General features: G+C 61.5%; 10 protein-coding genes. All 10 read left to right on the forward strand.

Annotated elements, in window-relative coordinates; translation table 11 throughout:
• Positions 1-124 precede the first annotated feature (124 nt).
• The 10 genes from EJ576_RS06910 to lysS all read left to right on the forward strand — a co-directional run bounded on the left by EJ576_RS06910 (position 125) and on the right by lysS (position 12,897).
• Positions 125-835 (forward strand): tellurite resistance TerB family protein, encoded by a 711-nt coding sequence (locus EJ576_RS06910; protein ID WP_028619109.1) that lies wholly within the window; start codon positions 125-127, stop codon positions 833-835.
• Between the two features lie 149 nt (positions 836-984).
• Positions 985-2,607 carry a methyl-accepting chemotaxis protein gene (locus EJ576_RS06915; RefSeq protein WP_028619110.1) on the forward strand — a complete coding sequence of 541 codons (1,623 nt, stop codon included), beginning with the start codon at positions 985-987 and terminating at the stop codon, positions 2,605-2,607.
• The gene (locus EJ576_RS06920) at positions 2,607-3,119 is read left to right on the forward strand and encodes a chemotaxis protein CheW (RefSeq protein WP_122724088.1); all 513 of its coding nucleotides are present in this window, start codon (positions 2,607-2,609) and stop codon (positions 3,117-3,119) included. The genes EJ576_RS06915 and EJ576_RS06920 overlap by 1 nt, the downstream gene beginning before the upstream one ends.
• A complete protein-coding gene (locus tag EJ576_RS06925; RefSeq protein WP_123474671.1) occupies positions 3,116-4,375 on the forward strand; it encodes a protein-glutamate O-methyltransferase CheR in 1,260 nt (419 codons plus the stop codon). The genes EJ576_RS06920 and EJ576_RS06925 overlap by 4 nt, the downstream gene beginning before the upstream one ends.
• Entirely contained in the window at positions 4,372-5,073 is a 702-nt protein-coding gene (locus EJ576_RS06930) for a chemotaxis protein CheW (RefSeq protein WP_126569931.1), read from the forward strand. The genes EJ576_RS06925 and EJ576_RS06930 overlap by 4 nt, the downstream gene beginning before the upstream one ends.
• Positions 5,070-7,337, forward strand: a complete 2,268-nt coding sequence (locus tag EJ576_RS06935) for a hybrid sensor histidine kinase/response regulator (RefSeq protein WP_126569934.1) — start codon at positions 5,070-5,072, stop codon at positions 7,335-7,337. The genes EJ576_RS06930 and EJ576_RS06935 overlap by 4 nt, the downstream gene beginning before the upstream one ends.
• Positions 7,334-8,344: a chemotaxis response regulator protein-glutamate methylesterase gene (locus EJ576_RS06940; protein WP_028619115.1), complete on the forward strand. Its 1,011-nt coding sequence runs from the start codon at positions 7,334-7,336 to the stop codon at positions 8,342-8,344. The genes EJ576_RS06935 and EJ576_RS06940 overlap by 4 nt, the downstream gene beginning before the upstream one ends.
• A gap of 51 nt (positions 8,345-8,395) precedes the next feature.
• Complete coding sequence (locus tag EJ576_RS06945) at positions 8,396-9,397, forward strand: PleD family two-component system response regulator (RefSeq protein WP_122724098.1); 1,002 nt, start codon at positions 8,396-8,398, stop codon at positions 9,395-9,397.
• Positions 9,398-10,208: 811 nt separating this feature from the next.
• Positions 10,209-11,304 (forward strand): peptide chain release factor 2 gene (prfB, locus tag EJ576_RS06955; protein ID WP_100215725.1). Its coding sequence is split into 2 segments (ribosomal slippage): positions 10,209-10,280 and positions 10,282-11,304, totalling 1,095 coding nucleotides; the frame shifts between segments, so codons are not numbered across the junction.
• A gap of 93 nt (positions 11,305-11,397) precedes the next feature.
• Positions 11,398-12,897 carry a lysine--tRNA ligase gene (gene lysS, locus EJ576_RS06960; protein WP_126569936.1) on the forward strand — a complete coding sequence of 500 codons (1,500 nt, stop codon included), beginning with the start codon at positions 11,398-11,400 and terminating at the stop codon, positions 12,895-12,897.
• The last annotated feature ends 40 nt before the right edge of the window (positions 12,898-12,937 follow it).

Genomic DNA, 12,937 nt, shown 5'->3' on the forward strand with positions numbered 1-12,937 from the left:
ATATCGATTTAAGTGAAGGGCGACCGCGTTACATCTGGAAGCACTCTAGATCGAGGCTTTTTGGCACTTAGTTTTACGCTGGGAGCCTATTGGTCCTATGAACCCTAGTGTCTGGAGGCTACGAATGAATACCCGTGGATTGCTCGATCAGTTGCTCAAGTCTGGCCAGGACATGTTGCAAAACAAGGCTGGCGGCCAGCGTAAACAGGACGACAAGGGCGCATTGGGCGGTTTGCTCGGCGGTGGTGGCCTTGGCAGCCTGCTCGGTGGCGCAGGCGGCGGCGCCCTGGCGGCCGGCGCCATGGGGCTGCTGCTGGGCAACAAAAAAGCCCGCAAGTTCGGCGGCAAGGCCCTGACCTATGGCGGTTTGGCGGCGTTGGGCGTCATTGCCTACAAAGCCTATGGCAACTGGCAGGCGCAACAGGCCAATGCCCCGAAAGGAGAGCCGCAGACCATTGACCGCCTGCCACCGGCCCAGGTTGAGCTACACAGCCAAGGCATCCTCAAGGCGCTGGTCGCTGCCGCCAAGGCCGACGGCCATGTGGATGAGCGCGAGCGCGAATTGATCGAAGGCGAATTCACCAAGCTGGACAACGACCGCGAACTGCAAAGCTGGCTGCACGCTGAGCTCAACAAACCCCTCGATCCAGCCGACGTGGCGCGAGCTGCCGGCACGCCGGAAATGGCCGCCGAGATGTACATCGCCAGCGTGATGCTGGTGGACGAGGAAAACTTCATGGAGAAGGCTTACCTCGACGAACTGGCGCGGCAACTGAAACTGGAGCCGGGGTTGAAGCTGGAACTGGAAAAACAGGTACGCCAAGCCTCGCTCTGACCCCATGGCTTTATTGAGAGCACCCCGGATGCCGTAAAGGCCCGGGGTGTTTTTGCATTCTGTGAGTGCTACATCAAAACCCGTTGATAAATGAGGGCTTCTGCTCAGCTATACTCCCTCGCATTTGATCGGCCCTTCGAGGAATTACTGTGAAGAACTGGACCTTGCGCCAACGGATCTTGGCAAGCTTTGCGGTCATTATCGCCATCATGCTGTTAATGGTTGTGGTCTCCTATTCACGGTTGCTGAAGATCGAAACCAGCGAAGTTGCGGTGCGCGATGATGCGGTGCCGGGTGTCTACCTCAGCTCCATGATTCGTAGCGCGTGGGTCGACAGCTACCTGCAGACCCTCGAATTGCTGGGCCTGCGTGAAAACAAGCAGTTGAGCGACGCCGACCGTGCGGAGTTCAAGTCCTTTGAAGCACGCATCTTGCAGCAGATGGATAACTACGAAAAAACCATCGCCGGCGGTGACGATCGGTCCGAGTTCGACAAGTTCGAAACCCTGCACCAGGCCTACAACAAGAGCCTGTCCACGGTGCTCGACAGCCTGCAACGCGGTGACCTGGCTGCCGCACGCAAAGAGTTCGACACCCAGTTGACGCCGACCTGGACCGCAGGCCGCATGAAGCTCAACGACATCATCACCGAGAACAAAAACGTCGCCGACCGTGCGACCAACGCGATCGATGATGCGGTATCCGCAGCGAAAATCAGCATGTTTGTGTCGTTGGTCGTCGCCATCCTCGCCGCCGGCCTGTGTGGCCTGCTGCTGATGCGCGCGATCATGGCGCCGATGCAGCGCATCGTCGACATCCTCGAAACCATGCGCGACGGCGACCTGAGCAAGCGCTTGAACCTGGAGCGCAAGGACGAGTTCGGCGCCGTCGAAACCGGCTTCAACGACATGATGACCGAGCTGACCGCCCTGGTGTCCCAGGCCCAGCGTTCGTCGGTGCAGGTCACTACATCGGTGACTGAGATTGCCGCCACGTCCAAGCAGCAGCAAGCCACCGCCACTGAAACGGCTGCGACTACCACCGAAATCGGTGCCACCTCCCGCGAAATCGCGGCCACGTCCAAGGATCTGGTGCGCACCATGACCGAAGTGTCCACCGCCGCCGACCAGGCTTCGGTTGCCGCCGGTTCCGGCCAGCAAGGCCTGGCGCGCATGGAAGAAACCATGCACTCGGTGATGGGCGCGGCCGATCTGGTCAACGCCAAGCTGGCGATCCTCAATGAGAAGGCCGGCAACATCAACCAAGTGGTGGTGACCATCGTCAAGGTCGCTGACCAGACCAACCTGTTGTCGCTTAACGCGGCGATCGAGGCCGAGAAAGCCGGGGAATACGGGCGCGGTTTTGCTGTTGTTGCCACCGAAGTGCGTCGCTTGGCCGACCAGACTGCCGTGGCCACCTACGACATCGAGCAGATGGTGCGCGAGATCCAGTCGGCGGTGTCCGCTGGCGTGATGGGCATGGACAAGTTCTCCGAAGAAGTGCGTCGCGGCATGTTTGAAGTGCAGCAAGTGGGCGAGCAGTTGTCGCAGATCATCCATCAGGTACAGGCCCTGGCGCCGCGGGTGTTGATGGTCAACGAAGGCATGCAGGCCCAGGCCACCGGTGCCGAGCAGATCAACCACGCCTTGGTGCAACTGGGCGATGCCAGCAGCCAGACCGTCGAGTCCCTGCGCCAGGCCAGCTTTGCCATTGATGAGCTGAGCCAGGTGGCGGTCGGTCTGCGCAGCGGCGTGTCGCGTTTCAAAGTCTGATGAGCGACCTCGCGGCTAAACGCGGTGCCGTCCCGGCAGCGAAAAAGGCGTTGTTCCTGGTGTTCCACATCGGCAACGAACGTTACGCCCTCAAGGCCACGGAAGTGGCCGAGGTGCTGCCGCGCCTGCCTTTGAAACCCATCGCCCATGCACCGCTGTGGGTGGCGGGCATCTTTGCCCACCGTGGCACGCTGGTGCCGGTGATCGACCTTAGCGCCTTGACCTTTGGCACCGCCGCCCAGGCGCGCACCAGCACGCGGCTGGTGCTGGTCAATTACCAGCCTGAGCCCTGGACCGAGGCACGCTGGCTCGGACTGATCCTGGAGCAGGCCACCGACACGTTGCGTTGCGATCCGGCGGAGTTTCAGCCCTACGGCCTCGACAACCGCCAGGCGCCGTACCTGGGGCCGGTGCGCGAAGACGCGTTGGGCTTGATGCAATGGATCGGCGTGAATGACCTGCTCACCGATGAGGTGCGCACCGTACTGTTTTCTGCCGAGCTGAGCCTATGAGCAGCGATCCGCGTTTCTTTGCCTTCCTTAAAGAGCGCATCGGCCTGGATGTCGCCTCGGTGGGTGAAGCCATCATCGAACGCGCGGTGCGCCAGCGCAGCCAGGCCGTCAATGCGCAAACGGCCGGCGAGTACTGGCAGCACCTGCAAAGTTCCGAGGATGAGCAGCAGGCGCTGATCGAAGCGGTGATCGTCCCGGAAACCTGGTTCTTCCGTTACCCCGAATCGTTCGCGACCCTGGCCCGCTTGGCCAAGGCGCGGCTGATCGAAATCAAGCAGATGCGCGCACTGCGCATCCTCAGCCTGCCGTGCTCCACCGGTGAAGAACCTTATTCGATTGCCATGGCCTTACTGGATGCCGGCTTGGCGCCGCATCAGTTCAAGGTGCTGGGCCTGGATGTCAGCCCGCTGTCGGTGGAGCGTGCGCGGCGCGGGGTGTATGGCAAGAACTCGTTTCGCGGTGGCGATATCGCCTTTCGCGATCGCCATTTCACCGAATACGGCGATGGTTACCACATTGCCGACCGTGTGCGCGAACAGGTGCGCCTGCAAGTGGGCAACCTGCTCGATCCGGGCTTGCTGGCCAATGAAGCGAGCTACGACTTTGTGTTCTGCCGCAACCTGCTGATCTACTTCGACCAGCCTACGCAGAAGCAAGTGTTCGACGTGCTCAAGGGCCTGACCCACGTGGACGGCGTGCTGTTTATCGGCCCGGCCGAGGGCAGCCTGTTGGGGCGCCATGGCATGCGTTCAATTGGGGTGCCGCAGTCGTTTGCGTACAGTCGGCATGCCGAGCCGGTCAAGCCTGAGCCCGTGTTTGTGCCGATCGCCGCGCCGATCCCGCAACGCAGTGCGGCGCCGATTCCGAGTAAGCCACGGCCGTTCAGCACGGCCAGCGCCCAGGTGGTGCCGATCAAGGCGCCGCACACCGATGCGGGCGACTTGCTCAGTCGCATCGCCACCCTGGCCAATGAAGGCAAGAGTGCCGAAGCCCGCGCCGCGTGCGAACAGTATTTGAGCAACCACCCGCCGGCCGCCCAGGTGTTCTACTGGCTCGGGCTGTTGAGTGATGTGGCCGGCAGCGCCCTGGAAGCCCAGGGTTATTATCGAAAAGCCTTGTACCTGGAACCCCAGCACCCGCAGGCCTTGATGCACCTGGCCGCGTTGCTCGAATCCCAGGGCGACAGTGCGGGAGCGCGCCGCTTGCAGGCGCGGGCTGCCCGTAGCGAGCGAGCTGACAGTGAGTCCAAACGATGAGTAACACCGAGGCGCTCGACACCGCAGGCCTGGACTTGACCCTGGCCGACACCCAAGCCATCGACGACTGCTGGAACCGCATCGGCATTCATGGCGACAAATCCTGCCCGCTGCTGGCGGACCATATCCATTGCCGCAACTGCTCGGTGTACTCGGCAGCGGCCACGCGGTTGCTGGACCGCTACGCCTTGCAGCAGGATGTGCATCGCCCGCATGCCACTGTCGAGCTGGGCGAAGATGTGGTCACCCGTTCTTTGCTGATGTTCCGTCTCGGTGAAGAATGGTTGGGCATTGCCACCCGTTGCCTGGTGGAAGTCGCGCCGTTGCAACCGATCCATTCCCTGCCGCACCAACGCTCGCGCGCCTTGCTCGGCGTGGCCAATGTGCGGGGTGCGCTAGTGGCGTGCCTTTCGCTGGTGGAACTGCTCGGCCTGGATGTCACCAGCACCGGCGCCAGCGGCGGCCGCATCATGCCGCGCATGTTGATCATCGCCGCACAGGATGGCCCGGTGGTGGTGCCGGTGGATGAAGTCGACGGGATCCACGCCATCGATGAGCGCACCTTGAAGGCGGCTTCGGCCTCCGGCACCCAGGCCAGCGCGCGCTACACCCAAGGCGTGTTGCAGTGGAAAGGCCGCAGCTTGCGGTGGCTGGACGAGACGCAATTGTTGTCCGCCGTGACCCGGAGCCTCACATGACCCCCGACCAGATGCGCGATGCCTCGCTGCTGGAACTGTTCAGCCTGGAAGCCGATGCGCAGACCCAGGTCCTCAGCGCGGGCCTGCTGGCCCTGGAACGCAACCCGACCCAGGCCGATCAGCTTGAAGCCTGTATGCGCGCCGCTCACTCGCTCAAGGGCGCGGCACGTATCGTCGGGGTAGACGCCGGGGTCAGCGTCTCCCATGTGATGGAAGATTGCCTGGTCAGCGCCCAGGAAAGCCGCCTGTACCTGCAACCCGAACATATTGATGCGTTGCTGCAAGGCACCGACCTGCTGATGCGCATCGCTACGCCCGGCAATAACGTGGGGCCGGCGGATATCGAAGCCTATGTGGCGTTGATGGAACGCCTGCTGGATCCGTCCCAGGCGCCGGTCAAGCCTGCGTCGCCGCCAGAACCGGCGGCTGTCGTTGAAGAGCTGCCGCCGGAGCCCGAGCCCGCGCCGCCAGTGGCTGCTGAGCCGCTGCGTCAGAACAAACGCATGACCGAAGGCGGCGAACGTGTGCTGCGGGTAACCGCGGAGCGTCTGAACAGCCTGCTCGACCTGTCGAGCAAATCCCTGGTGGAAACCCAGCGGCTCAAACCCTACTTGGCCAGCTTGCAGCGCCTCAAGCGCATTCAAAGCCAGAGCGTGCGTGCCCTGGATACGCTGGACGGACAACTCAAGACCCAAAGTCTGAACCTGGAAGCCCAGGAAGCACTGGCAGACACCCGCCGCCTGCTCAGCGAAGCCCAGGCCCTGCTGGCGGAAAAAACCGCCGAGCTGGACGAGTTCGGCTGGCAGGCCGGGCAGCGCGCCCAGGTGCTGTATGACACGGCGCTGGCTTGTCGCATGCGCCCGTTTGCCGATGTTCTGGCCGGGCAGGTGCGCATGGTGCGCGACCTTGGCCGCAGCCTCGGCAAGCAGGTGCGCCTGGAGATTGAGGGCGAAAAGACCCAGGTCGACCGCGACGTGCTGGAAAAACTTGAAGCGCCGCTCACCCATTTGTTGCGCAATGCCGTCGACCACGGCATCGAAATGCCCGAGCAACGCCTGCTCGCCGGCAAGCCGGCTGAAGGCCTGATCCGCCTGCGCGCGTCCCACCAGGCCGGTTTGTTGGTGCTGGAATTGAGCGATGACGGTAATGGCGTCGACCTGGAACGCCTGCGCGGCACCATCGTCGACCGGCATCTGTCGCCGCTGGAAACCGCTCTGCGCCTGAGCGAAGAGGAGTTGCTGACGTTCCTGTTCCTGCCAGGGTTCAGCCTGCGCGACAAGGTCACCGAAGTGTCCGGGCGTGGTGTCGGCCTGGATGCGGTGCAGCATATGGTGCGCCAACTGCGCGGCGCGGTGGTGCTGGAGCAGGCGGCGGGGCAGGGCAGTCGTTTCCACCTGGAAGTGCCATTGACCTTGTCGGTGGTGCGCAGCCTGGTGGTGGAGGTTGGCGAGGAAGCCTATGCGTTCCCGCTGGCTCATATCGAACGCATGTGCGACCTGGCGCCGGATGACATTGTGCAGCTGGAAGGTCGCCAGCATTTCTGGCACGAGGGCCGGCATGTCGGCCTGGTCGCCGCCAGCCAGTTGTTGCAGCGCCCGGCGGGGCAGGCCCCGTCCGAAACCTTGAAAGTGGTGGTGATCCGCGAGCGCGATGCGGTGTACGGGATTGCCGTGGAGCGCTTTATCGGCGAGCGTACGCTGGTGGTGTTGCCGCTGGATGATCGCCTGGGCAAGGTCCAGGATATTTCCGCCGGTGCCTTGCTGGATGACGGCTCGGTGGTGTTGATCGTCGACGTGGAAGACATGCTGCGTTCGGTGGACAAACTGCTCAACACCGGTCGCCTGGAACGTATCGCGCGGCGCAGCCAGCAGGCCACCGAAGCGCCGCGTAAACGGGTGCTGGTGGTGGATGACTCGCTGACCGTGCGTGAGCTGCAACGCAAATTGTTACTCAATCGTGGTTATGAAGTGGCGGTGGCGGTCGATGGCATGGACGGCTGGAACGCCTTGCGCTCCGAAGACTTTGACCTGTTGATCACTGATATTGATATGCCTCGTATGGACGGTATTGAATTGGTCACACTCTTGCGCCGTGACAGTCGCCTGCAATCGTTGCCGGTGATGGTGGTGTCCTACAAGGATCGCGAAGAAGACCGTCGTCGTGGACTGGACGCCGGCGCCGACTATTATTTAGCCAAAGCCAGTTTTCATGATGACGCCCTGCTGGACGCCGTGGTGGAACTGATCGGAGGCGCGCGGGCATGAGGATTGCGATCGTCAATGACATGCCCCTGGCGGTGGAGGCCTTGCGCCGCGCCTTGAGCTTCGAGCCCGCGCATCAAGTTGTCTGGGTGGCCGCCAATGGGCTGGAAGCAGTACAGCGCTGCGCTGAGCTGACGCCGGACCTGATCCTGATGGACCTGATCATGCCGGTGATGGACGGCGTGGAAGCCACCCGCCAGATCATGGCCGAGACCCCATGCGCCATCGTTATCGTCACGGTCGACCGCCAGGCCAACGTCAGTCGGGTATTTGAAGCCATGGGCCATGGTGCCCTGGACGTGGTGGACACTCCGACCCTGGGCGTGGGCAATCCCAAGGATGCGGCGGCGCCGCTGCTGCGCAAGATCCTCAATATCGGCTGGCTGATCGGCCAGCGCGGCAGCCGCGTACGCGCTGAAACCGTTGCGCCGCGAATTACCGGGAAACGCCAGAGCCTGGTGGCAATCGGTTCATCGGCGGGTGGCCCGGCTGCCCTGGAAATCCTGCTCAAAGGCTTGCCCCGGGACTTTCCCGCCGCCATTGTGCTGGTGCAGCATGTGGACCAAGTGTTCGCTGCCGGCATGGCCGAATGGCTGAGCAGCGCCTCCGGCCTGCCGGTGCGCCTGGCCCGTGAAGGCGAACCCCCGCAAAGTGGCGTGGTGCTGCTGGCTGGCACCAACCACCACATTCGATTGCTGAAAAATGGCACGCTAGCCTATACCGCAGAACCGGTAAACGAGATCTACCGACCTTCGATCGACGTGTTTTTCGAAAGCGTGGCCAGCCACTGGAATGGCGATGCCGTCGGCGTACTGCTGACCGGTATGGGGCGCGATGGGGCCCAGGGCCTCAAGTTACTGCGTGAACAAGGTTATTTGACCATCGCCCAGGATCAGCAAAGCTCGGCGGTGTATGGCATGCCCAAAGCGGCGGCGGCGATTGATGCTGCTGTTGAAATTCGCCCACTGGATAGAATTGCGCCCCGATTGCTGGAGGTCTTTGCAAAATGAACAGGACTTCCCGCGGTGCTGGCTAGCAGGTAGTAATTCAGGTGACTGCACATGAATGATTTACAGATCGACGACATCAAGACCGACGAAAATGCTGCCATGGTGTTGCTGGTCGACGACCAGGCCATGATCGGTGAAGCCGTGCGGCGTGGCCTGGCTCATGAAGAAAACATCGATTTTCACTTCTGCGCCGATCCGCACCAGGCGATTGCCCAGGCGATCCGCATCAAGCCGACCGTGATCCTGCAGGATCTGGTGATGCCGGGCCTCGACGGCCTGACGCTGGTGCGCGAATACCGCAATCACCCGGCCACCGCGAATATCCCGATTATCGTGCTGTCCACCAAGGAAGATCCGCTGATCAAGAGCGCGGCTTTTTCTGCCGGGGCCAATGATTATCTGGTCAAGCTGCCGGACAACATCGAGTTGGTGGCGCGCATTCGCTATCACTCGCGGTCCTACATGACCCTGTTGCAGCGGGATGCGGCTTACCGTGCGTTGCGGGTCAGCCAGCAGCAGTTGCTGGACACCAATCTGGTATTGCAGCGGCTGATGAACTCCGATGGCCTGACCGGGCTGTCTAATCGTCGTCACTTTGATGAATACCTGGAGCTGGAGTGGCGTAGGGCCATGCGTGATCAGACTCAGTTGTCGTTATTGATGATTGATGTGGATTTCTTCAAGACCTATAACGATAGTTTTGGGCACGTTGAAGGGGATGAGGCGTTGCGCAAGGTGGCGGCGACCATTCGTGAGGCGAGCAGTCGGCCTTCGGATTTGCCGGCGCGCTATGGGGGGGAGGAGTTTGCCCTGGTGCTGCCTAATACCTCGCCGGGCGGGGCGCGGTTGGTGGCTGAGAAGCTGCGCATGGCGGTGGCTGCTCTGAAGATTCCGCATAACGCGCCGACTGAGGGGGCGAGCCTGACTATCAGTATCGGGCTGTCGACCATGACGCCGCAGCAGGGGACGGATTGTCGTCAATTGATCATGGCGGCGGATAAGGGGTTGTATACGGCTAAGCATAATGGGCGGAATCAGGTGGGGATTGAGTAGGGATTAGCGCTGCTGAGTACATATCCATTATTTAGGTTATGGCGGCTTATGGTTCCGCCCTTACGGCGGCTCACTTTTGGAAGGACCCAAAAGTAAGCAAAAGGTCCTCGCCCCAACACTCGGCACCTCGCCTAGGCTCGGTGTGCCCTCACTCCGGCTTGAATCCGTGGGCCGCCGCGATGGGCCATCCTTGGCCCAGCGCGGCTAACCCGGCGTCCTGCCGGGTTACCCACGGATTCAAGCCTGCGTTCGGCCAGCGTGTTTGACGGGGCGCCTAAGATCAAGATCAAGAGCGACTCGCTTCGCATCGTAGATACGCGGTCCTTGTAGGAGCCGGCTTGCCGGCGAAAAACGTGAGACCGCCGCGTTTGCTTTCGCCTTTGCTTTACACCACTCAAGCCGGCTGTCAGGCCGCTGTGCTCTTGCTTTTGATTTTGATCTTAGGCGCCCCGTCAAACACGCTGGCCGGAATTCGGCAGGGATTTGGGGGGTAAACCGGCAGGGATGCCGGTTTAGCCGCCCCGCGCCATGGATGGCGCGTGGCGGCGGCCCCCCAAATCACTGTCGGATTACGGGCACACCGAGCCTAGGCGAGGTGCCGAGTGTTGGGGCAAGAGCGTTTTGCTTACTTTTGCGCTCTATCAAAAGTGAGCCGCTGTAAGAGCGGAACCAATAGCAGCCGTGACCGCAGGAATGGATATGTACTCCGATGATCCAGCCCCACGCCTTTTCGCCCAGCGGACTGCCGCTCCCCCCCATTTCCCGTTATACTCGCCGGCTTTCAAAAGTTCGCCAACGAGTGCTGCCCGCCATGGAAATCAACCCGATCCTTAACACCATCAAGGACCTGTCCGAGCGCTCCGAAACTATTCGGGGGTATCTTTGACTACGATCAAAAGCATGAGCGTCTGACCGAAGTCAATCGCGAGCTTGAAGATCCTGCTGTCTGGAACAAACCTGAATACGCCCAGGAACTGGGCCGCGAGCGCGCTGCGCTGGCGCAGATCGTCGATACCCTCGACGAACTGAACACCGGTCTGGCCGATTGCCGCGACCTGCTGGACATGGCCGTCGAAGAAAACGACGAAGGCGCAGTGGGCGATGTCGTCGCCGAGCTGGCCCGTCTCGAGGAAAACCTCGCCAAACTCGAATTCCGTCGCATGTTCAGCCACGAGATGGACCCGAACAACGCCTACCTGGATATCCAGGCCGGTTCCGGCGGCACCGAGGCCCAGGACTGGGCAAACATCCTGCTGCGCATGTACCTGCGCTGGGCCGACAAGCGCGGTTTCGAAGCGACCATCATGGAGCTGTCCGCCGGTGAAGTCGCCGGTATCAAGGGCGCGACCGTGCACATCAAGGGCGAATACGCTTTTGGCTGGCTGCGCACCGAGATCGGCGTACACCGCCTGGTACGCAAGAGCCCGTTTGACTCCGGCAACCGTCGCCACACCTCGTTCTCCGCCGTTTTCGTCTCGCCAGAGATCGACGACAAGGTGGAAATCGAGATCAACCCGGCCGACCTGCGCATCGACACCTACCGCTCCTCCGGTGCCGGTGGTCAGCACGTAAACACCACCGACTCGGCCGTACGTATCACCCACGTACCGACCAACACCGTGGTCAGCTGCCAGAACGAACGTTCCCAGCACGCCAACAAGGACACCGCCATGAAAATGCTGCGGGCCAAGTTGTACGAGCAGGAAATGCAGAAACGCAACGCCGCGTCCCAAGCGCTGGAAGACACCAAGTCGGATATCGGCTGGGGTCACCAGATCCGCTCTTATGTGCTCGATGCGTCGCGGATCAAGGATCTGCGCACTAACATCGAACGCAGTGACTGTGACAAGGTACTCGACGGCGATATCGACGAATACCTGGAAGCCAGCCTGAAATCCGGCCTGTAATACGCTGACAAACCGCGATCCCTGTAGGAGCCGGCTTGCCGGCGATCCCCGGCCTGAGCCTGGGACAACGAACCCGATGGAATATTTAAAGACATGAGCGACCAACAACTCGACCAGGCCCTGCAACAGGAAGAAAACTCCCTGATCGCCCTGCGCAAGGAAAAGCTTGCTGCCGAGCGCGCCAAGGGCAATGCCTTCCCCAACGACTTCCGCCGCGAAAACTACTGCGATGCCTTGCAGAAGCAGTACGCGGACAAGACCAAGGAAGAGCTGGCAGAGGCTGCGATCCCGGTCAAGGTGGCAGGTCGCATCATGCTCAACCGTGGCTCGTTCATGGTGATCCAGGACATGACCGGTCGCATCCAGGTCTACGTCAACCGCAAGACCTTGCCGGAAGAAACCCTGGCCTCGGTGAAAACCTGGGATATGGGCGACATCATCGCCGCCGAAGGCACCCTGGCCCGTTCCGGCAAGGGCGACCTGTATGTGGAAATGACCAACGTGCGCCTGCTGACCAAGTCGCTGCGCCCGCTGCCGGACAAGCACCACGGCCTGACCGACACCGAACAACGCTACCGCCAGCGCTACGTTGACCTGATCGTCAACGAAGAAGTGCGCCACACCTTCCGTGTGCGCTCGCAAGTGATCGCGCACATCCGTACCTTCCTGATGCAGCGTGACTTCCTGGAAGTGGAAACCCCGATGCTGCAGACCATCCCCGGTGGTGCCGCAGCCAAGCCGTTCGAAACCCACCACAACGCGCTGGACATGGAAATGTTCCTGCGTATCGCGCCGGAGCTGTACCTCAAGCGTCTTGTTGTTGGCGGCTTCGAAAAAGTGTTCGAGATCAACCGCAACTTCCGTAACGAAGGCGTTTCGACCCGTCACAACCCAGAATTCACCATGTTGGAGTTCTATCAGGCCTACGCCGACTACGAAGACAACATGGACCTGACCGAAGAACTGTTCCGCGAACTGGCGCAGTTGGTCCTGGGCAGCACCGACGTGCCGTACGGCGACAAGGTGTTCCACTTCGGCGAGCCGTTCGTGCGTCTGTCGGTGTTCGACTCGATCCTCAAGTACAACCCTGAGCTGACCGCCGACGACCTGAACGATATCGACAAGGCCCGTGCCATCGCCAAGAAAGCCGGCGCGAAGGTGCTGGGCTTCGAAGGCCTGGGCAAATTGCAGGTGATGATTTTCGAAGAGCTGGTCGAGCACAAGCTGGAACAGCCGCACTTCATTACCCAGTACCCGTTCGAAGTGTCGCCGCTGGCCCGTCGCAACGATGACAACCCGAACGTCACCGACCGTTTCGAGCTGTTCATCGGTGGCCGCGAAATCGCCAATGCCTACTCCGAGCTTAACGACGCGGAAGACCAGGCCGAGCGCTTCATGGCCCAGGTGGCCGACAAGGACGCCGGTGACGACGAAGCCATGCACTACGACGCTGACTTCGTCCGCGCCCTGGAGTACGGCATGCCGCCGACGGCCGGTGAAGGGATCGGCATTGACCGTCTGGTGATGCTGTTGACCAACTCGCCGTCGATCCGCGACGTGATCTTGTTCCCGCACATGCGGCCACAATCGTAACCGAAGCGAAATCCGAAGCCGCCTTTTATAAGGCGGCTTT

Origin of the sequence: Pseudomonas sp. C 49-2 (genome assembly GCF_003970195.1) — a bacterium.
Classification (GTDB): domain Bacteria; phylum Pseudomonadota; class Gammaproteobacteria; order Pseudomonadales; family Pseudomonadaceae; genus Aquipseudomonas; species Aquipseudomonas canadensis.